Below are 25,933 nucleotides of genomic sequence, written 5' to 3' on the forward strand. Positions count from 1 at the left end.
TTTTCCAACCTGCCGCAGCGACGATTGAATTATTCTTAAACCCAGTATATCACTTAAATAATTTATTGTGAACATTATGAACTCATCATATTTTAAATTACTTTTCTGAATTACTATTTATATATGCCGTACAACTATCCTACAGCATTTTATGCCCGACATCGCGTATACATCCTGCCGCAAATAAATCTATACAAAACATACCGCAAAAAAATAGGACTCACCGTCGTCATTCCAGTGAATCCTATGCATCAGAAATATATGATACCGCGCTGCATAGCCGCCATATCAGCGTCGTTCCTGCAAAAAAAGGGCAGAAAGGGAGCAACCCTCTTTCGCTGCAAGGGCTCGCCCGTCATCTTGACAGGTATGTTTTATGCACCGGTCATGGTATAATAGTGGCGTTGCTTACCCCATACCGGCAACGGAAAGGGGGAGTGTTTCAATGCCTTTACGATTTTTGGAAGCCGTCGCGGCTAGTGTAGTGGCCTACTACCTATGCAAATGGTTAGACGTGCTTCTGCGTGAGATAAGCAACTAGCCTAGGTGCAGCGTTCACCGTAAAGAACGCCAGAACCCCACAAGGTGGCCTAGACCTTGTGGGGTTCGTTATGTTTCCATGCCTTTACGGTTCACCTTTAGTATATCAGCACCAATGCCGGGCGTCAATACATCGCCGCGAATATTTCTATTCGTTCGCATTCGCAATACCAGGCGGTGCCCTGCTGTTGCTTTGGTATCCGAATTTCCGACCGCCAACACGTTACATGGCCTTAGGCCCAAACATCATTACGGCCAGCGTTTCGATAATCTTCGGCAGCCGACGGCGGCAATAGCCTTCACTCACGGCGTTGTCGCTTGCGATAAAATCACATAACCGCGCCATATTTCGCCTTATTTCCTGCAAAAAGGGCAGAAAAGGAGCTCCCCTCTTTCGCTGCAAGGGCTCGCCCGTCATCTTGACGGATATGTTTTATGCGCCGGTCATGGTATAATATTGGCGTTACTCTCCCTATACCGGTAACGGAAAGGGGGTAAGCAGCATGTTCGATTTACTCATATCGTTTTTTGTATCTGTCGGAGCAAATGTAGTTGCCGCCTGCATTTGTAAGTGGCTGGATAGATACCGTTAACAGAGTAACCAGCACATAGCAAGACACCCTGGGAAGTTGCCGCTTCCCAGGGTGTTTTTTACAGCACATTTTACTCATATCGTTGCCTATTTGTAGTATATCAGCACCAATGCAGGGAGTCAATACGTTGCCGTGAATCTTCTGTTTCATATTGATCGCTCCATACATCGAACTTCACAAAATGCCGCACATAAAATCATCCTATTCTTTCCCATATCGCAAAAGAGGCTTTACCGTTTTCAAAAACAGTAAAGCCTCTTTTTTCTGGTGGAGATAAGCGGGATCGAACCGCTGACCTCTTGAATGCCATTCAAGCGCTCTCCCAGCTGAGCTATACCCCCATGTGTGTTTGACAAGGAGTATTATAGCATAGGGAAACGCATTTTGCAAGGGATTTTTTCCTAATATGTTGAGTCCTTGCATACGATCAACCTGATAGCTCAGCTAGAAGTCAAAGAGGTGGTTTAGCAGCCTCAGAAGTTTTTCAAATCAGACAAAGGCCCACCGCATGCCGACATTCCACTGCCACGGCGTTTCTACATCTCCGCCGAAGGTTTTCACTACGTCGGCATATAGATAGCTGCTGTCGTTCACTTTATAATTAAACCCAAGGCCAGCTTCCCACCACGTATCGCCAATGTCCTGACTGTAGCTGTTGCTCAATCCCTTCAGACTTAAATACGTGTCGGCGCTGCCGGCGAAGTCATGCAGCAAGCTGGCTTTAGCATATATGCTGCCTTTTTTGTCAAAGGCTTTGCCCACTTCAACCCCTACGCGACCTACAGCGCTTTCCAGGCTGTCCTGACGGACGTGAATCCCGTTATTCGTCGTAAAATCTTCTCCGCCGATGCGCATAAGGGTCATCTGAGCCTGCGGCGTGACGTACCAGCCGTCTTTGAGATCAATTTTCCGGCCATATTCGCCGCTGAGGCTCGTTCCCCACATGTCGTAGTCGCCGTGCGTGTGGCCTGCATCAGTGTAAATGTCAAACTCATTGCTCAGACGCCCTTGCTTCAGCACGATGTCGGCATAGTGTCCCTTACGGCCCAGCCATGTGCCGTACAGGCTCAGGGAGGTGCTGCGGTTTTCGCCTGTGCCCTGGGCATACGTCGTTTCGCCGTCGTTATGACTTACTGCCGCGCCGTAATGCCAGTTTCCACGAGCCCAGTCATATCCAAGCTGGAAAAAATTATACTGGTTTTCATACTGGCTGTCGTAGTTAAATTCGCCGCGGCTCATGCGGACCCAGATCCCCTGTCCGCCGTCGCTCTCGCGCAGATCGCCGAGACGCTGGCTCAAGGTGCTGTCTTCCTGCCGCCATGCGACGATAGCCGTTTCGGCAATGTGCTTCATGGCGTCCATGGTCTTCGTTACTCGATTGCCGCCGGTAATGTTCGCAACGTAGCCTTGGCTATTGGCGTCAAACCGCAAGTCCCCACTGGCTTCCGGAGTGATAAGCCCTTCTTTTACCGTGACTTTGCCGTCCAAGTTACCGTCATTCGCATCGTAAAAGATTTTATTGGCAATAGCATTTAAGTTTTCTTCCGTTTTTTCAATATCCAATGTATTAACAGTGTTATTAATTATGCCTAAATTAACCGAAGAACCTTTTCCGGCATCGCCAATTATTACATCACCTGTGTTAGCTAAATTTAAAATACCGTCTGTATCAGTATCTGCGGCAGAAAAATTAATATCGCCGTTGCCGGAATAGTTACGAATGGCTATAGTACCTGCATTGGTTTGCTCAACCACACCTTCATTCATTGATAAATTCGTTAAAAGAGAACCACCGGCTAACCCAGTAGGTTTCCACACCGCTCCATTGTGAAGTGCCAAATCTGCAACCGCATCATTATTAGCAATCTTTATATCGCTTTCAATTAAACTATCATCACCGGTAAAATTTAAATTAACAAGGCCTTTGTCCCCGTCAATTCCCGTTCCGGCTTGGATAGCTCCTTTAATTACGCCATGTACTGCATTTTCAGCGGTATTCGAAAGTTCTGCTTTTGAAATATCTACAATACTATCATCTTGAGCTAAAATAGCCACAGAATCTATCCCAGCACCATTCGTGTCAATATATACATTATCTCTGAAATTAACGATTGCATCGACATTATTGTCAAAGGGATTACCTGCTCCTGAACAAAAAACGCCTATAGCCATTCCAGATGGATTATTAATCGTTATTGTAGTTTCATCATTAAAAGGTTAATTGTAAAATGAATTTGAACAGGTAATCAAAAAAACAAAAATCCATAGTGAAGCTTCATGTTAAAATGGTTTTGCGAGAAATCATCAACAAAGGAGCAATCACTATGGATCACATCCATTCTAACACAATTGAGGACGTACGTACACCCGGCCGCCATCTTTCTTTGGAGGAACGTGGCATGATTCAGGCCCTGCATCGCCAGGGGCTTTCCCTTCGCAACATCGCTGCTGCAGTAGGATGTGCTCATACGACTGTTTTCTATGAACTTCGGCGTGGAACGCCGGATCGGAAAAGCAAGCACGGTCGTGCCCCTCAGTATATGGCAAAGCGCGGTCAGAAGGCTTATGCAGAGAATCGCAAGAACTCCAGGAAGCCTTGTAAAATCGATCATGACGACTGCGAGCTGTTTATCCAATGGATGGTGGAACGAGTCCGCCAGGAACGCTGGTCACTGGATGCCTGCGTTGGCTATGCTAGGCGAAATAAGCTATTTACTCCGGAACAGATTCCCTGTACCAAGACGCTCTACAACATGCTTTGGGCTAACAAACTTCCACTGTCACTCTTCGAGGTACCGCAGGTCTTGAAGCACAAACGCCGCCGCAAATGGGTGCGTAAGAACAAACGTATGAAGGGTCGCTCCATTGAGGAACGTCCTGCCGTCGTCGATGATGGTACCGAGATGGGCCACTGGGAAGTGGATACGGTCGTTGGTCGGCGCGCAGGTCGTGAAGCAGTAGTCTTCACCGCTGTTGAAAAGGTTACGCGCAACTACATCGCTATCCGAATTCCTGGACGTACCTGCGCCGGCGTTGAAGCTGCTCTTGCACAGTTGCAGGAGCGATATGGCGCAGAGTACTTCAGCCAGATCTTTAAGACGATGACGGCCGATAACGGTCCAGAGTTTGAGAACTTATCGCAGTTCGAGAACCTCGGTACCAAGATATACTTTACACATCCGTACAGCTCATGGGAGCGGGCTCAGAACGAACGCCACAATGGCCTGCTGAGGGATTTCATCCCAAAGGGCATGTCCATGGAGCGGTTCTCTGATGAGGATATCCTGAACATGGCAGATACGCTGAACCAGCGCCCACGGCGTGTTTTGGGCTACCATACGCCGTCAGAGCTATTTGATGCATTCCTCGATGAAGTTTATGCTAGTGAGTGTGTTTCCTGATTATGGTTGTTCAAATTCAACTTGCAATTTACCANTCACTATGGATCACATCCATTCTAACACAATTGAGGACGTACGTACACCCGGCCGCCATCTTTCTTTGGAGGAACGTGGCATGATTCAGGCCCTGCATCGCCAGGGGCTTTCCCTTCGCAACATCGCTGCTGCAGTAGGATGTGCTCATACGACTGTTTTCTATGAACTTCGGCGTGGAACGCCGGATCGGAAAAGCAAGCACGGTCGTGCCCCTCAGTATATGGCAAAGCGCGGTCAGAAGGCTTATGCAGAGAATCGCAAGAACTCCAGGAAGCCTTGTAAAATCGATCATGACGACTGCGAGCTGTTTATCCAATGGATGGTGGAACGAGTCCGCCAGGAACGCTGGTCACTAGATGCCTGCGTTGGCTATGCTAGGCGAAATAAGCTATTTACTCCGGAACAGATTCCCTGTACCAAGACGCTCTACAACATGCTTTGGGCTAACAAACTTCCACTGTCACTCTTCGAGGTACCGCAGGTCTTGAAGCACAAACGCCGCCGCAAATGGGTGCGTAAGAACAAACGTATGAAGGGCCGCTCCAGGTACCAAGATATACTTTACACATCCGTACAGCTCATGGGAGCGGGCTCAGAACGAACGCCACAATGGCCTGCTGAGGGATTTCATCCCAAAGGGCATGTCCATGGAGCGGTTCTCTGATGAGGATATCCTGAACATGGCAGATACGCTGAACCAGCGCCCACGGCGTGTTTTGGGCTACCATACGCCGTCAGAGCTATTTGATGCATTCCTCGATGAAGTTTATGCTAGTGAGTGTGTTTCCTGATTATGGTTGTTCAAATTCAACTTGCAATTTACCTATACAAATAGTTGAATTATATACACAAATCCTCGACACATTTTGACATGGATGTCATGATATTTTGTCATTTTATTTGGCAAGTTTCTATTTTCACAATAACAGCCAAAGTATATCTGTCTATCCAATGTATAATTGCATTGTCTAATATGCAGCAAAAAAGCCATGATATACCCTGTGCATCATCCTATCGGCATATCATGGCCTTTTGCAACGTTTGTCCTAACCACGCTTAGAAATAGACTTTATTGTTTATTTTTTCACAAATAATATCCTGCGCGACGGTTTTTACCCCCATAATAATAGTCTAATCTGCAATAAAAATATGAACTATGATACAAAACGCCCTGCTTCCGCGTCAGAAGCAGGGCGTTTTTCTATATTATGTTATATTCTGTTTTATTTAAAATATGCTACGCCGGCAGCGAAGATGGGCTGGAGTTTGTTGCCGCTGATGTTTTCGAAGATGTCGTCGGCGCTGAACCGTTCTGTATGGGCCATCTTGCCGAGGACGCGGCCGTCGGGGCTGGTAATGCCTTCGACAGCGAGGACCGACTGGTTCGGGTTGTATTCGCTGTCATAGGTCGCCTTGCCGGACAGGTCGACGTACTGCGTGGCAATCTGGCCTTTGGCGGCTAATTCGCGGATTTGTTCCGGCGAGGCGACGAAGCGGCCTTCGCCGTGGGAAATGGCCACGGTGTGGACGTCGCCGGCCTTGACGTTGCTGAACCAGGGGCTCATGACCGATACGACCTTGGTGTCGACCATGCGGGACAGGTGACGGCCAATGGTATTGTACGTCAGCGTCGGGCTGTCGGCCTTCAAGGGCTGTACGTGGCCGTAGGGCAGGAGGCCCAGCTTAATGAGGGCCTGGAAACCGTTGCAGATGCCGAGGGCTAAGCCGTCGCGCTGATACAGGAGCGATTCGAGGGCTTCCGTAAGGGCAGGGTTGCGGAACAATGTCGCAATGAACTTGCCCGAGCCTTCCGGTTCGTCGCCGGCGCTGAAGCCGCCGGGGAACATGATGATCTGGGCCTGGGCGATGCGCTTGGCCATTTCGTCGATCGATTCGGCCAAGTCCTGCGCCGTGTTGTTGCGCAGGACCATGACGTCCGCTACTGCGCCGGCCCGTTCAAAGGCTTCGGCCGAGTCATATTCGCAGTTCGTGCCCGGGCATACAGGGATGAAGACACGGGGCTTGCCGAAGGATTCGCTGCGGCGCGGGCCGTAGGTCGTGAACAAGGGCAGCTCGGCGTCGCCTTCACCGCTTTCGCTCTTGATGGGGAATACGCCGTTCAGCGGTTCTTCCCAAGCCTTCTGCAGGTCGGCTAAGGCAATCTTCACATCGCCGATTTCCATGAGGCCGTTGCCGCGGGTCAGGCCGACGCGGCACACGTTGTCGCGGCGAACCCATTCGACGGCGTCGTCCGTATTGGCTTCGACGACAATCGCACCGTAGCGGAGGTTGAAGAGTTCCTGAGCGCTGAAGGAGCTGTCGATTTCTACGCCGAGACCGTTGCCGAAGGCCATCTGGGCGATAGCCGCGGCAACGCCGCCTTGTCCGACGGCGTGCATCGCCTTAACCTTGCCGGCTACTACGGCTTCGTGGAGGAAATCGCAATTCGCCTTGAAAGCGTCGAAATCGGGCACGCCTTCGCCGTCGCGGGGCAGGTCGAAGAGGAGCACGGCATTGCCGGGCTGTTTAAATTCAGGAGAAACGATATTCTTCGTATGTTCGGGAACGATGGCAAAGGATACGAGGGTCGGCGGAACCGTCAGGTTTTCGAAGGTGCCGCTCATGCTGTCCTTGCCGCCGATGGCCGCAACGCCCATTTCTTTCTGGGCGATATAGGCGCCGAGAAGGGCGCTGACAGGCTGGCCCCAGGCCTTTTCGTTCGTGCCGAGGCTCTGGAAGAATTCCTGCATGGTCAAATAGACCTTCTTGCGGTCACCGCCGAGAGCCACGAGCTTGGCGATGGACTGGACGACGGCGTAGAGCGCGCCGTGGAAGGGGCTCCAAATCGCCAGATCGGGGTCGTAGCCGTGGGTGAAGATGCTGGCCGTCGTCGTCTTGCCGTTCATGACGGGGATCTTGGCGACCATGCCTTCAACGGGCGTCTTCTGGTATTTGCCGCCGAAGGGCATGAGGACCGTACGGGCGCCGATAGTGCTGTCGAACCGTTCGGCAAGGCCCTGTTCGGAGGCGATGTTGAGCGTCCCCATCGTGTCGAGCCACGTTTTGGCGACGTCCGTCACTTCGGGAGCCGTAAAGAAATCTTTGTCTTCCGGAGCCGTGACGAAGGCCTTGCGGCGCTGGGTTACGCCGTTTGTATCGAGGAAGGCTCTCGTGATGTTGACGATGTTCTGGCCGCGCCAGTGCATGACGAGGCGTTTTGTGTCCGTCGCAACGGCGACGATGGTCGCTTCGAGGTTTTCTTCTGCAGCGTATTTCATGAATTCGTCGACGTGTTCCGGCGCGACGACGACGGCCATGCGTTCCTGCGACTCGGAAATAGCCAATTCCGTGCCGTCGAGGCCTTCGTATTTCTTCGGAACCTTGTCGAGTTTGATGTCGAGGCCGTCGGTCAATTCGCCGATAGCGACGGAGACGCCGCCGGCGCCGAAGTCATTGCAGCGCTTGATGAGGACCGTCACTTCGTGGCGGCGGAAGAGGCGCTGGATTTTCCGTTCTGTCAGGGCATTGCCCTTCTGGACTTCAGCTCCGCACGTTTCCAGGGATTCGACAGTGTGCTTCTTCGACGAGCCCGTCGCGCCGCCGCAGCCGTCGCGGCCGGTCTTGCCGCCGAGAAGGATGATGATATCGCCGGGGACGGGCGCTTCGCGGACGACGTTGCAGCGCGGCGCTGCGCCGAGGACCGCGCCGATTTCCATGCGCTTGGCTACGAAGCCCTGGTTATAATATTCCTTAACTTCGCCCGTCGCCAAGCCGATCTGGTTGCCGTAGGAGCTATAGCCCTTGGCCGCGCCGGTCGTCAGCGTGCGCTGAGGCAGCTTGCCCTTGAGCGTGTCCTTTACGGCCTGACGGGGATCGCCGGCGCCGGTGACGCGCATAGCCTGGTATACGTAGGAACGGCCGCTCAAGGGGTCGCGGATGCAGCCCCCCAGGCAGGTTGCCGCGCCGCCGAAGGGTTCGATTTCCGTCGGGTGGTTGTGCGTTTCGTTCTTAAACAGGAGAAGCCATTCTTCTTCCACGCCGTCGACGTCGACGGGGATGATGATGGTGCAGGCGTTGATTTCGTCCGATTCGTCGAGGTTCTGGAGCTTGCCGGCAGCCTTCAGCTCTTTGACGGCGATAGTCGCCATGTCCATGAGGGTCTGGGGTTTCTTGCGGTTCAGGTTTTCCCGCGTCGTTTTATACGCTTCGTAGGCCCGCTGGATAGGCGCGGTGAACTTGCCGTCTTCAAAGGCGACGTCTGTCAGTTCCGTCATAAACGTCGTATGGCGGCAGTGGTCGGACCAGTACGTATCGATGACGCGGATTTCCGTTACCGTCGGATTCCGCTTTTCTTCTTCGCCGAAATAGGTCTGGCAGAACTTCAAGTCGTCGAAGCTCATGGCAAGGCCCATGTGGGCCGACAATTCCTTCAGCGCGGCGTCGTCCATCGTCGTAAAGCCTTCGATGACGGCGACGTCTGCCGGCTGTTCCCAGGCCATTTCCAGGGTGTCTACCGGGTCGAGGGACGCTTCGCGGGCTTCGACGGGGTTGATGCAGTAATGCTTGATGGCGGCGACGTCTTCGTCGGACAAGTCTCCCGACAATACGACGACCCGGGCGGTGCGGACGAGGCTGTCGTTCTGCATCGTCAGCATCTGCAGGCACTGCATGGCCGAGTCGGCGCGCTGGTCGTACTGGCCGGGCAGGTATTCGATAGCCAGCACCGTGTCGCCTTCTTTGACAGGCAGTTCATCGTATACGGCGTCTACCGGGGGCTCGGAGAAAATCATGGTTTTCGCCGCTTCGAAGGCGGCGTCGTCCAAGCCGGCCACGTCGTAGCGGTGGAATATGTTAATATCGGTCAACCCCTTGATAAGCAGGTTTTCCTGTAAATCAGCAAGCATGCGTTTTGCTTCATCGGCAAACACGCCTTTTTTGGCAACATACAAACGTCGAATAGACTGCATGTCATGACCTCCCTAAAAAGATATACATAATCGAATGCTACCCCTAGTATACCTGTTTTATTTCCATAAGTAAATTAGAAATTCAGCTCTATTATTGACTTGACTGGGGTTTCGTATTAGACTGTTACTATTCTAAACGTGTACGTTTACATTTGACTTTCATAATTACTAGGAGGGTTCGTAATGGACGAATTGAAACAGCGCATCCTGCAGGACGGCATCATCATCGACAACCGTATTTTAAAGATAGACAACTTTTTAAATCAGCAAATCGACACGACGCTCATCAACCACGTCGGCCAGGAATTTGCCCGTCTATTTCAGGATGTCCCTGTAGACCGCATTGTCACCATCGAATCGTCCGGCATCGCCGTAGCCTACGCCGTATCGCTGGCCATGAACAACCGGCCCGTCGTCTTCGCCCGCAAAAAGAAATCGCTCCTGACGAGCGGCGAGCAGTACACGGCGTCGATTTATTCCTATACGAAGGAAGAATCGTATACGGCGTCTATCGGTAAATCCTATCTCCACGCCGGCGAATCCATCCTCATCATCGACGATTTCCTGGCCAGCGGCGCCGCTGCCGTAGGCCTGACCGAGATCGCCGCCCAGGCGGGCTGTTCCGTCGCCGGCATCGGCATCGTCGTCGAAAAGACTTTCCAGGGCGGCCGGCAGACCTTGGAATCTAAAGGCCTGCGCGTCGAATCGCTGGCCCGCATCGCCCGCTTTGAAAACAACGCCCCGGTATTTGCCGATTAAACTCGCGCCCCCCGAATGGAGCCGGCGCATCATAGACAGGAGGTACTGCCATGCGCGCTCAGTTTTTTGACGGCTTCGACTTCGCCGATTTCAAGCTCAGCATCGTCGCCGTCGAACACGTAGAAGATTTTTTCAATATCGAAGAGTTCGGCCTGCATCCCATCATGTACAACGAAGCGTGCCTGCGGGGCTACACGGCTATCTTCGGCTTTAACGACGAGAAAATGCTGACCCTTCACAAGCTGCTGACCAACAACAACGGCATGGAGCCGCCGGCCATTGACGGCGTAAAGCCCGTCCCCTTCAACTCGCCGGCAGGAGACCTGAAGTACGACCTGAATCACGTCATGGACTACTCCGGCTCTATCCTCATCGCAAATGGCTTTATCGACAAGTATTTCGTCCCCTTCGGATTTCAGCTGCCCCACGCCTTCCGCAAGGTCTACGAGCTGACCTTCCGCCACGGCCTCTTCGTCCGCGTCGAAGACAAATCGGAAGCGGCCCGTATGCTGCGCATCGAGTACGAAGAGCCGGTGACGGCCAAAAAGAAGATGCAGATGCGCGTCGGTTCGTGGATGCGCAAATCGGAAGAATACGGCTTCGACGACGAAACGATCGCCCAGTATATGGATCTGAGCTACGATACGAAGTATCTCTTTTAAAAGCTTCCGTCGGCCCCTGGGGCGTCTTGCAAAGGAGGTCTTGTCGTGCGCGACAGGCTATGGACTAAAGATTTTACCATTGATGTATGCATCAACTTTCTCCTCTACGTCATCATGTACCAGCTCATGCTGTGGTCGACCCAGTTTGCCATCCACACCTGGGATGCGACGGTCAGCGAGGCCGGGCTGGCGTCGGGTATCTTCATCATCGGCGCCTTATCGTCCCGCATCGTCACGGGCCATGTCATCGACGCCTTAGGGCGCAAGAAAGCCCTCCTCGTCGGCACGGGCATTTACATGGCGGGGCTCTTATTATATTTCCCCGTTCATTCGCTGACGGCCTTTCTGGTCATCCGCTGCCTCCACGGCGCGGCCTACGGCATATCCGCCACGGCGGCCAGCACCATCGTCGGAGCCATCGTCCCGCCGAAGCGGCGCGGCGAAGGCATCGGCTACTATGCCCTGGGCAACACGCTGGCTTCGGCGGCGGGTCCCTTCTTAGGCATGACCCTGTGCAGCGGCGGAAACTACTACTTGAACGTGTACGTGTGCATCGGCCTGGCCGTGCTGACCTTTGCCTTGGCTGCCGCCATCCATTCGCCGGAGCACGTCTGTACGGCAGCCGACAGGGCAGCCCTCAAATCCCTGCGCTGGGACAGTTTCATTTCCGTACAGGCCCTGCCCATTTCCATCATTTCCTTCTTCTGCGGCATCGGCTATTCTACGGTGCTCAGCTTCATCGGGGCCTATACGAATTCCCTGAATCTGGCCATTGCCGGCAGTATTTTCTTCTGCACCTATTCGGTCACGTCGTTTTTCAGCCGGCCCATTATCGGCCGCTTTCTGGACCACCACGGCGGCGACGCCGTCATGTATCCGACGCTGGCCATCTTAGCCCTGTGCATGGCTGCCGTCGGGCTTGCTGAAAGCAATGCCCTCTTTGCCATCGGCGGCGTCCTCCTCGGCCTCAGCTACAGCACTGTCACCTCGTCCGGACAGGCCCTGGCAATCCACGGCGTGCCGGAAGACCATATCGGCCTGGCTACGTCGACCTTTTTCATCTTCGTCGACCTGGGCGTCGGCGTCGGGCCTTACATGCTGGGAAGCCTCGTGCCGGCCTATGGGTTTTCCAGCGTCTACTTCGGAGCCGCCGTCATCGCCTTGGCGGCCATTCCCCTGTACTACGCCCTCATCGGCCGGACCGGCGTGTTCTCGTACAGGCAGATGGAGCAGATTCGTTCCAAAGAAAGATAAATTATATTTTAATATACAGAAACGCTGCTGCGTCAGGAAAGGCTCTTGGCGCGGCAGCGTTTTTTCACGTCTGACATATAGCAGTTATGCAACAATCTTTCTCCTCAGGAGTCAGCGTCAATGCAGCTCTCCGACAGCCGGCTGGATGGAAATCGTAAGGATATCCGGCATCTGGTGCATGACGGCAATGAGTTTCTTCGCATTCCAGCGGCGATTGCGGCTTCCGCCTTCGGAAATGTCAGGGTCCAGCGTCGGCTCCGTCCCCATCATGGTCGTGACATAGGCAGCCCATGCCGCAGCGTCCCTTTCCGTCACAGGCCGTTCTCCGCCTATGACCCACAAGGACACGGCCTCTACAATCTTATCCCTGCTGCAGATCGTAAACAGGCGGCAAGGCTGTCCATGCAGCATGATTTCATAGGTCCGGCCGACGAAAAACGTGCGGTCTGCCGACCAATTTTCCCGGCCGCCGCCAAAGAGCCGCGACGTGTCCTCATCGTTCATCCCCAGCAGCCCTGTCAATTCGGACAGGCTGTCGACGGCATAGGGCCTGATGATTTCAAATTCCGGCCGTCCCTCGCTGCCTGGAGCGATTTCATAAGCGGAAAAGACGACGACGGGGTTGCCCTTTTCATTGATGTAAAAGGGCGTGTCCTCATCTATGCCCGTAAAGGTCCCGTACGAAGCCCCGCCGTTCCAGCGGTGATCCATCTGCCGCCGGATGCTGACGTCGGCAATGGTCTGATATTCGTCTCCCAAAATATCTTTCAGCGCGACGGTCTGTCCCGTTTGGCAGTCGAAGGTATAGTATTTCGCCCGATAGTGGGCACGGCTCCAGTTGTCTGTTCCCATAATTCTCAGGGATAAGTAGTTGTCTGTCTGCGCCAGGATTTCGTACCTGACGGAAACCGCTATGCCGTGGTCTTTCCATTCCTCTTCGCTGCCGCCTGTTTCCAAAAAGGCCTTACGGTACTGCCGGGCCCAGTCTTCTGCTTCTTCAGCATACTGCTCGCACAAGCGGCGTATGCCGGCGTTTACCTGCTTCTGCCGGGCAGCGGAGACAGAAGGCCCCCAGTGTATTTCAGGAATTTTCACGGAAACAGCGATGTCCCTGTCCTCCTTCTCATAGGCCAAGGCCGTGACTACCTTCGGCGCAGGCAGAAGATCCCCTTCGGCTGCACTGACCGGCAGGACAGCCATACCCGCCGTCAGGGCAGCTGCCGCAGCGGCTTTCATAAGGCAGCCCTGCAGCAAAAAGATGGAACGTCGTCCAAAGCCTCCGTCTTTATTTCGCATAACTTTCATCTCCGTCGCCCCCTTAAAAAGTAGTGTCGTTACCTTAAGCATACCCTATGCCATTGATTTCGTAAACGATAAAAAGCTGCTATAAAAAAGTTTCATGGAGGAGGCTGAGTTTTTTACAAAAAAACTGCCGCACCAGACGATGCGACAGTGTAATGAGTTCGTTTATTTCAATTTCGGCAGCGTACCGGCGATGATGCGGACCAATAAGGCTACCGTATCGAGCTCGAGCGATTCGTCGGCGCTGTGGATGGCATGCGTCGTCGGGCCGACCGATACGATATCGAGATTGGGATTCATGGCGTAGAAATAGCCCGTTTCCAAGCCGCCGTGCATCGCTTCCACCCGGGGAGCATGGCCTGCTTCAGCCGTATATACTTCCGAAATGATGGGCAGAAGCTGGCTGTGGGGATTTTCCGTCCATGCCGGTTCAGGCGAGGCGATGTCGACGGTGCAGCCCGTCAGCTCGCCGTATACGGGCAGCACCTGCATGAACTCGCGCAGGCGGGCGTCGGAGGACGAACGGGGGAAATACTGAATGGCAACGCGTTCTTCTTCCGTCCGAATCGTGCCGACGTTGGCCGATAAGTCCGGCAGCTTGGGCAAGGTCTGGTTCATGGCAAACACGCCGCAGTGAAGGATGAGGAGCAGCTGTACGACGGCCTTGGCGTCGTCGGCAGCCAATACCGTTTCCGGCATGGGACGGTCTTCCATGACGATGGCCGCCGTCTTTTCTACTTCGCCGTACACCAAATCCAGTTCCGCCTTCGCTTCGTCCAGCACTGCCTGGACGGCCGCCGTATCGGCATCCGGAAGGACGAGAAGGGCTTCTGCCGACGACGGGATAGCGTTTGCCGCTACGCCGCCGTCGATGGATGCCAATTCATAGGCGATGCCGGCATCGGTCAAACGGCGCAGCGTATGAGCCAGGGCCTTGATGGCGTTGCTCTTGCCGGCGTTGATCGTTTCGCCCGAATGGCCGCCGACAAAGTCCTTGGTCATAACGGCGACAGCTTTCACTCCCTGAGGCTGACGCCGCGTCAAGGTGCGGTAAAAATGCGTATGGACGCTGCCGGCAGAGCCGACGCACAAGACGTCGATGTATTCAGAGTCGCAGTTGAGGACGTATTTGGCGTCCTGCACATATTTCGGGTCTAAGTGCGTCGCGCCGGTCATGCCCGTTTCTTCGTCGACTGTAAAGATGAGGCGCAGCGGGCCGTGCTGCACGTCAGGCTGCTGAATCAGGTACAGCGCGACGGCTACGGCAATGCCGTCGTCGGCGCCTAAGCTCGTGCCGTCGGCACGCAGGATATTGCCTTCGCGGACCAGCTTGATTTCACTGGTCAAGGGGTCGTAATCCACGCCGGGTTTGGACACGCAGACCATATCCATGTGTCCTTGTACAATGGTCAATGCCAGATCTTCACAGCCCGGCGTAGCCGGCACGTCGGCGATGACATTGTACACTTCGTCCTGTACGACTTGGGTAATGCCTAACTCTCCCAGGCGCTTTACGATGTAGTCGCTGACTATTTTTTCATGGCGCGACGGCCGGGGGCACTTGGCAAGGCCGGCAAACTCCTTCAGCACGCCTTCGATAATTTCGTTATCTTTCATCACGTAGTTCCTCCTTTAATCGTCTCATAGAGCACGCAAATTCATTACTTTTTATTATACCACGCATGCGCAAGATTTTCGCCTGCTTTATCGTTTTACGTTGCATAAAAATCATCGAAAATCGTCTATTTATTCCCACATATAATGAATCATTCCCCTGCCGGGCCGATGTGACGAATCTATAAAAATCTAGTATACTGTATGTGAAGAATTGTCATAATATATGGTCAAATCTATCTATACTCTTCGAAGGAGGTTTCCATCATGGATTCAAAACCAAACATGACGGTAAACTACCCCAACCTGCCTGAATTGACCGTCCGCGGCATGCTCCTCGGCGCGCTGATTACGGTTATCTTCACGGCGTCCAACGTCTATCTGGGGTTAAAGGTCGGCCTGACGTTCTCGTCGTCCATTCCGGCCGCCGTTATTTCCATGGCAATCCTGCGCATGTTCCAGCATTCCAACATCCTGGAAAACAACATGGTCCAGACGCAGGCTTCCGCTGCCGGCACCTTGTCGGCCATCATCTTCATCCTGCCAGGCCTGCTCATGCTCGGCTACTGGCAGGGCTTCCCCTTCTGGGAAACGCTGCTCCTGTGCGCCTGCGGCGGTTCCTTAGGCGTACTGTTTACCATTCCGTTGCGGCGGGCGATGGTCGTCAACAGCGACCTGCCCTATCCGGAAGGCCGGGCCGCCGCTGAAATCCTGAAGGTCGGCAGCGACATCCGCCAGGCCGAAGCAGCTCACGAAGATACGAGCAAGAAGGAAACGGGCATGAAGGATATCGTGTCCGGCACGGCGCTGGCCGGCTTGTTCAGCCTCTGCGCCAACGGCTTCCACATCCTGTCGTCCGAATTCAGCTATTGGATCGCCCTCGGCAAGACGGCGACGACACAGCTGCCCCTGGGCTTTTCCATGGCCCTTCTCGGCGCGGGCTACCTCATCGGCATTGCCAGCGGCATCGCCATCTTAGTCGGCACGCTCCTGGCATGGGTCGTCTTCGTCCCCTATCTGACCAGCGTCATCACGCCGGCTGAAGGCCAGGCTGCAGCCGACTTCGCCAGCCAGATCTGGGCTCAGAAGGTCCGCTTCATCGGCGCCGGCTGCATCGGCATTGCCGCCGTATGGACCCTGATCCGCCTGGCAAAACCGGTTATCGACGGCATTAAGATGTCCATCAGCGCGATTCGCGACAACGACACGGCGGAAAAGAAGGCCCTTCATCACACGGATATCGACATGACGCCGAAATCCATCGCCATCGTCTTCATCGCCATCCTCGTCGGCTTGTTCATCACGTTCTACTCCTTCGTAGGCGCCGCAGGCCTTCCCATGTCCGTCACGATTACCTACATCGTCGTCGGCATTATCGTCGCCGTCCTCATGGGCTTCTTCGTCGCCGCTGCCTGCGGCTACATGGCCGGCTTAATCGGCACCTCAGCCAGCCCGATTTCCGGCATCGGCATTTTGGGCATCATCGTATCGTCCCTCGTCGTCTTCGCCCTGAGCACGTCCTTCGGCGTCTTTGAAACAGCAGAAGGCACGAAATTCGCTACAGCCCTGGCGATCTTCATCACCAGCGTCATCGTCAGCATCGCCGCCATTTCCAACGACAACCTGCAGGACCTCAAGACAGGCTATATCGTAGGCGCTACGCCGTGGAAACAGCAGGTAGCCCTCATCCTGGGCTCGGTCATCGGCGCCATCGCCATCGCTCCCGTACTGAACCTGCTCTATCAGGCCTACGGCTTCACCGGCGCCCTGCCCCGCGAAAGCATGGACCCGTCCCAGGCCTTGTCGGCTCCGCAGGCAACCCTCATGACGACCATCGCCCAGGGGATTTTCAGTTCCAGCCTCGACTGGGATTACATCCTCTTAGGTATCGGCGTCGGCATCGTCGTCATCATCATCGACCTCTTGCTGACGAAAAACACGAAAGCCCTGGCCCTGCCGCCGCTGGCCGTAGGCATGGGCATCTACCTGCCGCCGACCTTGGAAATCCCCTTGGTCATCGGCTCGGTTATCGGCTACTTCGTACATAAGCACCTCAAGGCCAGAGCGGCGCTCCGCAGCCCGGGCCATGAAGAAGAAGACGTAGAAGCCTGCAGCCACCGCGGCGTACTCTTCGCGTCGGGCCTCATCGTCGGCGAAAGCCTTATGGGCGTCATCATCGCCCTGCTCATCGTCGTTTCCGTCACCTCCGGCGGCAGCGAAAACCCCTTGGCCCTCGTCGGCAAAGACTTCAAGAGCACGGCTGATATCCTCGGCCTCGTATGCTTCATCGGCGCCATCGCCTTGTTCGTCGGTCATATCCTTTCTACGAAGTTCACACCGGAAAAGAAAGATTAAAATTAGATTAGGCGAAAATTAAAATTAGATTAAAAAAGAAATCCCGTTCCAGCCATGCCTTGTCATGGGGGAACGGGATTTTTGCATAAAAATTTTCTTTTCTGACTGTCCGGCAGCGCAGCCATATCGCTGAAATTCGGCCGTCCGTTACCATCTTCTGCGCCAGGCGGCCATCGCCCCGGCGAGGCCGTCGTACAGCCAGAGAACGTACGTCGCCGCCTCCTTAGCGGCGGCGCTGCGCCGAATAGCCCAGGCGCTGACCGCACCAATGGCAAAACCGCCTACCACGTCGCTGACATAATGAAGGCGGCAGACGACGCGCGAAGTGCCTAATACGACGCTGCCGGCTAAAAAGGGAAAGCCCATCCAGTTCTTTCGGCTCAATAACATGAGGGCTACGGCCATGGAATTCATAGCGTGATTGCTCGGAAAGGACGCGTTTTCCTTATGAGGAATGAGGGAAGATATCCCTCTATGGCGGACAAAGGGACGGGGACGGCTCCAAATGCGCCCGATGACAAACGATGCGGCCGAGCCCAGCCCTACGGAAAACAGGCAGTACAACAAAGTCCGGCGGCGGTACAGGGTGCCGGCCATGCGGCCGGGCCGGAACCACTCGACAAGGCCGTACAAAACGTAGGCCAAGTAGCCGAAGCGGGCAATCCAGGCAAAGGCCATCAGCACAGCCCGGCGATATACGAGCAGCCCGCCAAGGCAGAGAAATATAAAGCGAATCATGGCGCGTCCCCCTTATCGAATCGTCGTTACAGCCTCAGTATATCAAAAATACAAATGTATGCCTAGATTCATCATAAAAGATACGGCGCGGCGAAACGTTGCCATACACTACAAAGAAGATTACACTATAACCAAGACTTACGACAAAGGAGGTTCCCATCGATGGAACTATGGATATTAGCCGCCTTTTCCGCCGCTCTCATCGCCTGCCTGGCGTCAGGGAAATCGTTGATTCTCGCCTTGCTGGCCGGCTTCCTCTTGTTTTTCAGCTACGGCGTAAAAACGGGACATCCCTTTTCAGAAATGGCCCGTCTGGCTGTCTCAGGCGTCAAAACGGCCAAAAACGTCATCGTCACCTTGATTCTCGTCGGCATGCTGACGGCGGCCTGGCGCGTCAGCGGCACTATCCCATATATCGTGTACCATGCGTCCCAATGGTGCGACGGCAGTGCCGTTCTCCTGGCATCGTTTCTGCTGTGCGCCCTCGTATCGGCCTTGACCGGCACGTCCTTCGGCACGGCGGCCACCATCGGCGTCATCTGCATGACCATCGCCAACAACATGAATATCCCGCCGATGTATTCCGGTGGAGCCATCATGGCCGGCGCATATTTCGGCGACCGCTGTTCTCCCATGTCGACGAGCGCCCTTCTCGTCGCCGCCATTACGAAGACCGATATCTTTACCAACTGCCGTCTCATGGTCAAGACCTCCATCGTCCCGTGCCTTCTGACCTGCGCCGTATATACAGCTATGGGAATGCTGTTTCAAGACGGCGGCGCCCATCACGACGCAGCCGGGCTCTTTCGTCAGGCCTTTACCCTGTCGTGGATTACCCTCATACCGGCTGCCCTGGTCATCATCTTATCAGCCCGGCGCATCGACGTGAAGATTATCATGGTCATCAGTACAGCGGCGGCTGCGGTCATTGCCGTAAGCACGCAGCAACTAACTCCCCTCGAAGTCCTGACAGTCTGCCTTTTAGGGTTTCATCCTGCCGATCCGGCTCTGGCCCGCTTGGCGTCTGGCGGCGGAGCTGTTTCCATGACCGATGTCGTCGCCATTATATGCATTTCATCCAGTTACGCCGGCATGTTTTCCGGCACGGGATTTCTCCGCGGCATCCAAGGGCATATGGCCGCCCTGAGCCGACGCGCGACGCCTTTCGGAGCCGTCATTGCGACATCCGTCGCAACCTCTATGGTCTCCTGCAACCAGACCTTAGCTACCATGCTGACACACCAGCTTTGCCAGTCTGTCGAGCCCGACCCGCAGCGCTTAGCTATTCACCTGGAAAACACAGTCATCGTCATTTCCGCCCTCATCCCTTGGTCTATTGCCTGTTCGGCCTTTTTAGCGATTATCGACGCACCCCTTTCTTCGGTTCCGCTGGCTTGTTACTTATATTTTCTTCCCCTTTGGAACTTCATAACCTGCCGCCCGAAATAATAACGCCTCTTGTACAATCAATTACGGTTCTCTCTTGACGGCATACGCATCTTTCGATATGATAAAATTGATTTTTATTATCTGTTGAATGGGGTGATTTTCTCATGCCGTCATTTCGTGCCGCTCCTTGGCACCGCATCTTTCAAGCCTGCTGGCTGGCCTTAGGCTTCGCGTCTCTGGCGTTAGGAACTATTGGGATATTCCTTCCTATTCTGCCGACGGTTCCCTTTTATATGCTGACGCTCTTTTGTTTTGCCAAAGGGTCAGCTCGTCTGCATCGCTGGTTTCAGCAATCGGACTTGTACAAAAAGCATCTGGCAGATTTCCTAGAAAAGAAGTCCATGCCATTAAAAACAAAGGCTGTAATCATGAGTACTGTTACTATGATGATGGCTTTCGCCGTATGGCTCATGGACGCTTCATGGCCAGCCAGCCTTGTCGTCGCCATGGTTTGGTGCATACATGTATTGTATTTTCTCTTTGCCATAAAGACAGAAAGCTAAGATCATCCAAATAAGATACGGCTCATCTTCATGACGAGGGCCGACGGCAGCACCTTCGCGCTGATGCGGATCAGACTGGCAGCCCAGCCCGGCGTCGATACGGCCTTTCCCCGCTGAATATCGTCCCAGGCAGCCTTCGCCACGAAGGCCGTCGACGACGCCAAGGGAAATCGTTTGAAATAAGGCTGATCTTCCGATTGTCTGGCGACGGCGATGAATTCCGTATCCTTAATCCAGTAAGGGCATATGACCGTAACGCCGACGCGCCGCGGCGCAAGCTCAACGGCCAGGGCCCGGCCATAGCGGTACAAAAAAGCCTTCGTCCCGGCGTATACGTTCAGATAGGGAATCGGCAGAAAGGCCGCGACGGAGCAGACGAAAGCCACGCGGCTTCCTGCGGCCATATACGGCAAGCAGACTTCAGTCAGCGTCACGGCCGCCGTATCGTTGACTCCTATCATCTGCCGCAATTCAGATAAGGGAATGCTGCCGGCCGCACCGATCTTTCCAAACCCGGCGGCATATATGTAATAGGCGACGACGGGGTTCTCTTTTTCCAGAGCCGACCGAAAGGCCCCTATCGTCATCTCGTCGCTGATGTCTCCGGCAATGATCCGCATCGGCGTTTTTATCCCTTGGCGAAGGGTTTCCAAGCGTTCGGCACGCCGGCTGTTTACCCATATTTCATCGACGCCGCTCCGATCAAGATATGCCGCCAGTTCCCGTCCTAATCCGCTGGACGCGCCCGTTATAATGGCAATGTGCTTCTGTCTCATGTCTTCTGCCTCCCGCTGCTGTGATACGTATATTGTAGCGTGCAGGCGCTGTCTCTTCAATCGATTTCTCCCAATAAAAATCCCCCTCCCAACTGCGTTTTCGATCTGGGAAGGGGGATTTTATTATGCCGGCAATACGGAGGGGAAAAACTGGCGGACGACTTCTACAATGCCGCGCTCGTCGTTGGAACGGCAGGTGACGTAATCGGCAAATTCCTTGACGGCCTGCGGCGCGTTGGCCATGGCCACGCCGACTCCGGCATACCGCAGCATACCGATGTCGTTGTAGCTGTCCCCGCAGCACACGACCTGAGACGGCGAGATATCCAAATGACAGAACAGCTTTTTAAGGCCCAGCGATTTGTCGACGCGGCACGGTGTCACTTCCAGACAGGACGGTTCCGAATGGAATACTTCCGCCTTGCCGAGGTACAATTTCGACAGCAGCGGGTTAAGGGCCTGGAGCTGTTCCGGCTTTCCTGTAAGCAGGCACTGGTAAATCGTCTTAGGAGCGTGCTTTAGAAAATCCTCGTGAAGGACGATAGGCATATGGCTCCACGACGACTCAGCCCGGACATAGGGGTCCGGCTCAGACGCCGTAATGATTTTCCCCTTGCCGTACGTCATGATGCCCAAGCCGTAGCAGCGGGCGTCATACCACAAGGAGCGCAGCGTTTCCTTCGACAGATATTGCTCGTACAAACAGCGCTTCGTCTTGTACTCTATGACCTTCGAACCATTAAAAGCCACGATATATCCGCCGAACTGCTGCAGACGCAGTTGTCTGGCAATGGGATATACGCCTTCAGGCGGCCGGCCCGACGCCAGGACAAGGCGGATGCCCTGCTTCTGTAATTGAAGCAGGGCATCTTTCGTATCTGGGTCTACGCATTTTTGCGATGTCACCGTCGTCCCGTCTATATCCAGAACGAGGACGTTCGGTACTCCCGTTGCAGCCATGTTATATCCCCGTGTTGATATAGGCCTGGCGGACGTCTTCCGGCACCATGCTGCCGCCCGTCGCCCAAGCGATGTGCGTCGCCTGTCCCATAACGGCTTCGAGGCCGGCCTGACGGACATATTCCTGCAGCGAATCCGACTGAAGGAAGGCAGCAAAGGCAGCGCATGAGCTCGGCTCGATAAATACGCCTTCCGTATCGAGAAGTCCCCGCATCAAATCGTACAGCGTCCCATCCTGAATCGTCGCAATGCCCGACAGCAGCGGTTCTACGACGCGGCCTACGAAGGCCGACGGTCTGCCGACAGCCAGTCCGTCAGCATCGGTTTTGCCGTCGATGCCGATATCTTCTACGGAAATGCCGTCGTGAAGCCCCGTCGCCATTCCCAGCATCATGCAGCAGGCATGAGTCGGTTCCGTAAAGAAGCAGTGAACGTTATCGCCGTATACTTCTTTCAGGCCGTAGGTGACGCCGCCGGGAGCGCCGCCGATGCCGCAGGGAATATAGACGAACAAGGGATGCTCGGCATCTACAGGAATCTGCATCGCTTCCAGCTGCTTTTGGAGACGGCGGCCCGCCACGCTGTAGCCTAAGAACAAGTTCTTCGAGTTTTCATCGTCGACGAAGTAGCTCATGGGATCGGCATCGGAATTCTTCCGCCCTTGTTCTACGGCGGCGCAGTAGTTGTCTTCATATTCGATGACCGTAACGCCGCGGCTGCGGAGCAAATCTTTCTTCCACTGCTTAGCGTCGACGGACATGTGAACGATAACGCGGAAGCCCAGCTGGGCGCTCATGATGCCGATGCTCATACCTAAATTTCCTGTACTGCCGACCTGCACCGTATACTGACTGAAAAATTGACGAAATTCCGGTTCCGCCAATACGGCGTAGTTATCCGTTTCTTTCAGCTTGCCCGCTTCTATTGCCAGTTCTTCGGCGTGTTTCAGAACCTCGTAAATGCCGCCCCGGGCCTTGACTGATCCGGAAATAGGCAAATCACTGTCCATCTTGAGAAGCAGGTTTCCCTGAATGCCGGCTTCGTAGGAGCGATTCAAAAAGTCTTTCATCTTCGGAATATCCCGAAGTTCCGATTCAATGATGCCGCCGCTGGCCTTGAGCTCGGGAAATACCGTTTCCAAATAAGGAGCAAACCGTTGGAGGCGGGCTGCCGCATCCTGTATGTCTTCAGGCGACACAGCCGTAATATGCCAGTTTTTCTGTTCTTCCTTCTTCGGATTGATCCAGAAAACTTCTTCCAATTTGGCGGCTTTCGCTACAGCCGGCACCGTTTCTATATATTTCTTGACATCTGTGTTCATGTTGTTTATTCTCCTCTTTTTGCAATATACCCATTAGCCGGGTCTAAGAATTCCTTCGTAAGACGCCGAACTTCCGGCGACAAAAACAGCATCGCGACGATATTGGGAATGATGAGCAATCCCAGCGCAATATCCTGAATGGACCAGACCAACTGTATCGTTCCCAAGCTGCCGATGACGATGAGGACAGGAAAGGCATACCGATACAGGGAATCCCATGATTCTTTCTTCAAAAACGTAAGACTGACATGGCCGAAATACCACTGGTTCATGATAGATGTGCCGGCGAATAATATCAAGCTGAAATACATGATATACCGCATGCCGGGCACGACGGAATCAAAGGCTACAGCCGTCAGCGTCGCGGCGTTGTCGTGAAACTGTGCCGCGCCGGTCAGCAATACGACGATGCCCGTCGCGCTGCAGATTAAAAAGGTGTCGACAAATACTTCGATGATGCCATAGAAGCCCTGCCGAACCGGATGGTCTACCTGAGCCGCCGAGTGAAGAACGGGAGCCGTGCCCTCACCAGCTTCGTTGGAATACAGGCCCCGGGCTACACCGTAGCGCATGGCTTCTTTCATCGTATAGCCCAGCACGCCGCCGGCTCCGGCCTCCCAGGCAAAGGCGTGGGACACGATAGCTTGAAACATAGCCGGCACGGCATCCAGATGCACAACGAACACGACCAGGCCGCTCGCCAAATACAATCCGGCCATAAACGGCACGATGCGCTGCGCAATGTATATGAGCCGCTTAAATCCGCCGCTGATGATAAAGAACATCAGCGCAGCCACAAACAGGGCCGTCACACCGACAGGCAAATAAAAGGCCTCTTTCATGACCTGCGCAATCGTATTGGACTGGATCAGCGTTGCGCCGCAGTTTTGGATGAATAAGAACACGGCGACGGCTGCGCCGGCTTTGCGCCACCGCAAACCTTGGGAAATATAGTACATAGAGCCGCCCGTAATATTTCCCTGCCGGTCTTCGCCGTGATAGCGGACGCCCATGACGATTTCGCCGAACTTCGTAGCCATCCCCAGAAAAGCCGCCGCCCACATCCAAAACAACGCGCCGGGGCCGCCGTACAAGATGGCCGTCGAAACGCCTACGATGTTGCCGCTGCCGACGCAGCTGGCAAGGGAGGCGCACAGCGACTGGACGGACGTGCAGCCCTTCTTCGCCGCGCTGTCCTTCTGGGAGGCGCGCAGAAACAGTCCCCGCCGGATATAGCAGAGAAACCGCAGCTGAATACAGCCCGTCATGATCGTATAGACCAGGCCCAGGCCCAGCAAAGCGCACAGGAGCCAGTCTCCCCACAGCAAATCAGCAGCTTGCTTCACAAAGATTTCTATATCTGCCACGTTTATTCTCCTTATGCCAAGACGTTTCGGCCTTCCGCATCAGGAAGCTCGGCCCCCATCAGGGCCGCCAGCGTCGGCGCCACATCGATGAGGCGCATATCGTCGACGACGCCTCCTTCGACACCCTCGCCGGCCAGCAGGAAAGAAGCCCTCATTTCAGGAAATTCCTCATTATATCCATGCTGCGCCTTCTGTGTCAGTTCGGTACGGATAAACGCACCGTCTGCATCGTCCCGTATTTCGTATCCTTTATGAGAAATCAGCACGTAATCGGCGTCAGGGAACCCGCCGCGGGCCCGCGCTTCTTCACCGGTCAGGACAGTCATAATGGCATTCTGCCCGTCCCGCGCCAGCTCGCTCATCACGTCGTCCAATATTTTGCGCGACACATCGTCGTCCTCATGGGCCAGACGGATTTCACAAATGCCGCCGGCTCGCTGGCTGTACGCCTTCCAATCGGTAATGCAGCCCGTGTCGTCGCATTCGAGCAGCCCGGCCTGGCGCAGCAATACGTTGGGATAGACAGTGTGAGTGTTGTCCAGCGTGCCGTGGTCAGATACGACGCAGACGACGAGGCGGCCGCCCGTAACGGCTTCGGCCTCGTGGACCAGCATGCCGACCATGGCGTCGATCTTTTCCAGGCTGCGGGCCGCTTCCGCGCTGTATACGCCGAACTGATGGGCGCTTTCGTCGAAGCTGGCGAAATACGCCGTCAGGAAGAAGGGCTTTTCGGCCTGGCAGGGCCCCAGCTTGTTCCGCAGCAGCCACGCGGCAGCCTTATACCGCTGGGCGTCGCCGTCGTCGGACAAATCCAACCCGCCGGCGTAGCGGCCGATATCTGCTTCCATTTCGGCAATCAGGCCCTGCGGCTTCGACACGGCGTCGATAAAGGCGCTGTCCATTTCCGTGCCGTCCCACCAGAATTCCGGCGCGACGTAATCGCCCTTGGCGCCGACGGAGGTCGGAAAGGCCGCGCTGCCTACGACGTAGCCAGCCTGGTGGGCCGCTTCCCAAAGGGTCGTCACCCGCTTGTTGGCAAACCAGTGCCACGCGCCCTTATGGCGCGACGACGGGTCGAATACGGCGTTGTTGACGATGCCGTGGGTCACGGGGTTCGTTCCCGTAATCATGCTTTGGTGACACGGATAGGTAAAAGGCGGGAAGACGCTTTTCATGCCCTTCGGCGCGACGCGCCCGCCCTTCAGAAAATACGACGTAAGAAACGGAAGGGAAATGCCTAATCGTTCCTGTTCAAAGAGAAATTCCGGCTTTAAGGCGTCGACGGACACCAATAAAACGCTGGGCTTTCTAGTATGTTCTACATGTTCCTTCATCA

The 25,933-nt window shown here is 54.6% G+C and carries 20 protein-coding genes and 1 tRNA gene; 9 read left to right on the forward strand and 12 right to left on the reverse strand.

Annotated elements, in window-relative coordinates; all coding sequences use genetic code 11:
- Window positions 1-763 precede the first annotated feature (763 nt).
- From OCV58_RS02325 to OCV58_RS02335, 3 genes are all read right to left on the reverse strand, one after another.
- Complete coding sequence (locus tag OCV58_RS02325; RefSeq protein WP_267312755.1) at window positions 764-886, reverse strand: hypothetical protein; 123 nt, start codon at window positions 884-886, stop codon at window positions 764-766.
- A 512-nt stretch (window positions 887-1,398) separates the two neighbouring features.
- Window positions 1,399-1,474, reverse strand: a tRNA-Ala gene (locus OCV58_RS02330).
- 148 nt (window positions 1,475-1,622) lie between these two features.
- Complete coding sequence (locus tag OCV58_RS02335) at window positions 1,623-3,188, reverse strand: autotransporter outer membrane beta-barrel domain-containing protein (RefSeq protein WP_267312756.1); 1,566 nt, start codon at window positions 3,186-3,188, stop codon at window positions 1,623-1,625.
- A 269-nt stretch (window positions 3,189-3,457) separates the two neighbouring features.
- Here OCV58_RS02335 and OCV58_RS02340 point away from each other — a divergent pair, with 269 nt between their 5' ends.
- From OCV58_RS02340 to OCV58_RS12205, 3 genes are all read left to right on the forward strand, one after another.
- Window positions 3,458-4,534, forward strand: coding sequence for an IS30 family transposase (locus tag OCV58_RS02340; protein ID WP_154876824.1), 1,077 nt, complete (start codon window positions 3,458-3,460; stop codon window positions 4,532-4,534).
- A 40-nt stretch (window positions 4,535-4,574) separates the two neighbouring features.
- Entirely contained in the window at window positions 4,575-5,234 is a 660-nt protein-coding gene (locus OCV58_RS02345) for a helix-turn-helix domain-containing protein (RefSeq protein WP_267312757.1), read from the forward strand.
- Window positions 5,125-5,361 (forward strand): hypothetical protein, encoded by a 237-nt coding sequence (locus OCV58_RS12205; RefSeq protein ID WP_353866907.1) that lies wholly within the window; start codon window positions 5,125-5,127, stop codon window positions 5,359-5,361. Before OCV58_RS02345 ends, OCV58_RS12205 begins: the two co-directional genes overlap by 110 nt.
- A gap of 432 nt (window positions 5,362-5,793) precedes the next feature.
- On the opposite strand, the gene OCV58_RS02350 is transcribed toward OCV58_RS12205, so the two are convergent.
- Window positions 5,794-9,537 carry a phosphoribosylformylglycinamidine synthase gene (locus OCV58_RS02350; RefSeq protein ID WP_154876825.1) on the reverse strand — a complete coding sequence of 1,248 codons (3,744 nt, stop codon included), beginning with the start codon at window positions 9,535-9,537 and terminating at the stop codon, window positions 5,794-5,796.
- 183 nt (window positions 9,538-9,720) lie between these two features.
- Between OCV58_RS02350 and OCV58_RS02355 the strand changes: the two genes are divergently transcribed.
- From OCV58_RS02355 to OCV58_RS02365, 3 genes are read left to right on the forward strand one after another with little or no spacing between them, the layout of a single operon-like run.
- Window positions 9,721-10,296 (forward strand): xanthine phosphoribosyltransferase, encoded by a 576-nt coding sequence (locus tag OCV58_RS02355; RefSeq protein WP_087478642.1) that lies wholly within the window; start codon window positions 9,721-9,723, stop codon window positions 10,294-10,296.
- Between the two features lie 50 nt (window positions 10,297-10,346).
- Window positions 10,347-10,958: a hypothetical protein gene (locus OCV58_RS02360; RefSeq protein ID WP_095629562.1), complete on the forward strand. Its 612-nt coding sequence runs from the start codon at window positions 10,347-10,349 to the stop codon at window positions 10,956-10,958.
- A gap of 45 nt (window positions 10,959-11,003) precedes the next feature.
- Complete coding sequence (locus OCV58_RS02365) at window positions 11,004-12,212, forward strand: MFS transporter (RefSeq protein ID WP_154876826.1); 1,209 nt, start codon at window positions 11,004-11,006, stop codon at window positions 12,210-12,212.
- A 117-nt stretch (window positions 12,213-12,329) separates the two neighbouring features.
- Here OCV58_RS02365 and OCV58_RS02370 read toward each other — a convergent pair whose 3' ends face one another.
- Together OCV58_RS02370 and pepD are read right to left on the reverse strand one after the other, a co-directional pair.
- Window positions 12,330-13,517, reverse strand: coding sequence for a PdaC/RsiV family protein (locus OCV58_RS02370; RefSeq protein ID WP_204967131.1), 1,188 nt, complete (start codon window positions 13,515-13,517; stop codon window positions 12,330-12,332).
- A gap of 162 nt (window positions 13,518-13,679) precedes the next feature.
- The gene (pepD, locus tag OCV58_RS02375) at window positions 13,680-15,131 is read right to left on the reverse strand and encodes a beta-Ala-His dipeptidase (RefSeq protein ID WP_154876828.1); all 1,452 of its coding nucleotides are present in this window, start codon (window positions 15,129-15,131) and stop codon (window positions 13,680-13,682) included.
- Window positions 15,132-15,395: 264 nt separating this feature from the next.
- Between pepD and OCV58_RS02380 the strand changes: the two genes are divergently transcribed.
- A complete protein-coding gene (locus OCV58_RS02380) occupies window positions 15,396-17,483 on the forward strand; it encodes an OPT family oligopeptide transporter (protein WP_154876829.1) in 2,088 nt (695 codons plus the stop codon).
- Window positions 17,484-17,630: 147 nt separating this feature from the next.
- On the opposite strand, the gene OCV58_RS02385 is transcribed toward OCV58_RS02380, so the two are convergent.
- Complete coding sequence (locus OCV58_RS02385; protein WP_154876830.1) at window positions 17,631-18,221, reverse strand: phosphatase PAP2 family protein; 591 nt, start codon at window positions 18,219-18,221, stop codon at window positions 17,631-17,633.
- Between the two features lie 162 nt (window positions 18,222-18,383).
- Here OCV58_RS02385 and OCV58_RS02390 point away from each other — a divergent pair, with 162 nt between their 5' ends.
- Window positions 18,384-19,670, forward strand: coding sequence for a Na+/H+ antiporter NhaC family protein (locus tag OCV58_RS02390; RefSeq protein ID WP_154876831.1), 1,287 nt, complete (start codon window positions 18,384-18,386; stop codon window positions 19,668-19,670).
- A gap of 104 nt (window positions 19,671-19,774) precedes the next feature.
- On the forward strand, window positions 19,775-20,173 hold the full coding sequence (locus OCV58_RS02395) for a YbaN family protein (protein WP_154876832.1): 399 nt from the start codon (window positions 19,775-19,777) through the stop codon (window positions 20,171-20,173).
- A 2-nt stretch (window positions 20,174-20,175) separates the two neighbouring features.
- On the opposite strand, the gene OCV58_RS02400 is transcribed toward OCV58_RS02395, so the two are convergent.
- The 5 genes from OCV58_RS02400 to OCV58_RS02420 form a co-directional block, all read right to left on the reverse strand.
- On the reverse strand, window positions 20,176-20,949 hold the full coding sequence (locus OCV58_RS02400; RefSeq protein ID WP_154876833.1) for an SDR family NAD(P)-dependent oxidoreductase: 774 nt from the start codon (window positions 20,947-20,949) through the stop codon (window positions 20,176-20,178).
- Between the two features lie 123 nt (window positions 20,950-21,072).
- Window positions 21,073-21,909, reverse strand: a complete 837-nt coding sequence (locus OCV58_RS02405; protein ID WP_154876834.1) for a Cof-type HAD-IIB family hydrolase — start codon at window positions 21,907-21,909, stop codon at window positions 21,073-21,075.
- A gap of 1 nt (window position 21,910) precedes the next feature.
- A complete protein-coding gene (locus OCV58_RS02410; protein WP_087478654.1) occupies window positions 21,911-23,230 on the reverse strand; it encodes a D-serine ammonia-lyase in 1,320 nt (439 codons plus the stop codon).
- Window positions 23,231-23,235: 5 nt separating this feature from the next.
- Window positions 23,236-24,597 (reverse strand): alanine/glycine:cation symporter family protein, encoded by a 1,362-nt coding sequence (locus OCV58_RS02415; protein WP_154876835.1) that lies wholly within the window; start codon window positions 24,595-24,597, stop codon window positions 23,236-23,238.
- An 11-nt stretch (window positions 24,598-24,608) separates the two neighbouring features.
- Window positions 24,609-25,931, reverse strand: a complete 1,323-nt coding sequence (locus OCV58_RS02420; RefSeq protein ID WP_154876894.1) for an alkaline phosphatase family protein — start codon at window positions 25,929-25,931, stop codon at window positions 24,609-24,611.
- Between the last annotated feature and the right edge of the window lie 2 nt (window positions 25,932-25,933).

The sequence above is a fragment of the Megasphaera stantonii genome (assembly GCF_025567065.1).
In the GTDB taxonomy this organism is placed as follows: Bacteria; Bacillota; Negativicutes; order Veillonellales; family Megasphaeraceae; genus Megasphaera; species Megasphaera stantonii.

Coding starts and splice junctions, on each gene's coding strand:
- OCV58_RS02395 (WP_154876832.1), top strand. CDS start 19,775: ATGCCGTCATTTCGTGCCGCTCCTTGGCACCGCATCTTTCAAGCCTGC.
- OCV58_RS02385 (WP_154876830.1), bottom strand. CDS start 18,221: ATGATTCGCTTTATATTTCTCTGCCTTGGCGGGCTGCTCGTATATCGC.
- pepD (WP_154876828.1), bottom strand. CDS start 15,131: ATGAAAGATAACGAAATTATCGAAGGCGTGCTGAAGGAGTTTGCCGGC.
- OCV58_RS02370 (WP_204967131.1), bottom strand. CDS start 13,517: ATGAAAGTTATGCGAAATAAAGACGGAGGCTTTGGACGACGTTCCATC.
- OCV58_RS02355 (WP_087478642.1), top strand. CDS start 9,721: ATGGACGAATTGAAACAGCGCATCCTGCAGGACGGCATCATCATCGAC.
- OCV58_RS02360 (WP_095629562.1), top strand. CDS start 10,347: ATGCGCGCTCAGTTTTTTGACGGCTTCGACTTCGCCGATTTCAAGCTC.
- OCV58_RS02400 (WP_154876833.1), bottom strand. CDS start 20,949: ATGAGACAGAAGCACATTGCCATTATAACGGGCGCGTCCAGCGGATTA.
- OCV58_RS02380 (WP_154876829.1), top strand. CDS start 15,396: ATGGATTCAAAACCAAACATGACGGTAAACTACCCCAACCTGCCTGAA.
- OCV58_RS02390 (WP_154876831.1), top strand. CDS start 18,384: ATGGAACTATGGATATTAGCCGCCTTTTCCGCCGCTCTCATCGCCTGC.
- OCV58_RS02325 (WP_267312755.1), bottom strand. CDS start 886: ATGGCGCGGTTATGTGATTTTATCGCAAGCGACAACGCCGTGAGTGAA.
- OCV58_RS02345 (WP_267312757.1), top strand. CDS start 4,575: ATGGATCACATCCATTCTAACACAATTGAGGACGTACGTACACCCGGC.
- OCV58_RS02350 (WP_154876825.1), bottom strand. CDS start 9,537: ATGCAGTCTATTCGACGTTTGTATGTTGCCAAAAAAGGCGTGTTTGCC.
- OCV58_RS02405 (WP_154876834.1), bottom strand. CDS start 21,909: ATGGCTGCAACGGGAGTACCGAACGTCCTCGTTCTGGATATAGACGGG.
- OCV58_RS02420 (WP_154876894.1), bottom strand. CDS start 25,931: ATGAAGGAACATGTAGAACATACTAGAAAGCCCAGCGTTTTATTGGTG.
- OCV58_RS02340 (WP_154876824.1), top strand. CDS start 3,458: ATGGATCACATCCATTCTAACACAATTGAGGACGTACGTACACCCGGC.
- OCV58_RS02410 (WP_087478654.1), bottom strand. CDS start 23,230: ATGAACACAGATGTCAAGAAATATATAGAAACGGTGCCGGCTGTAGCG.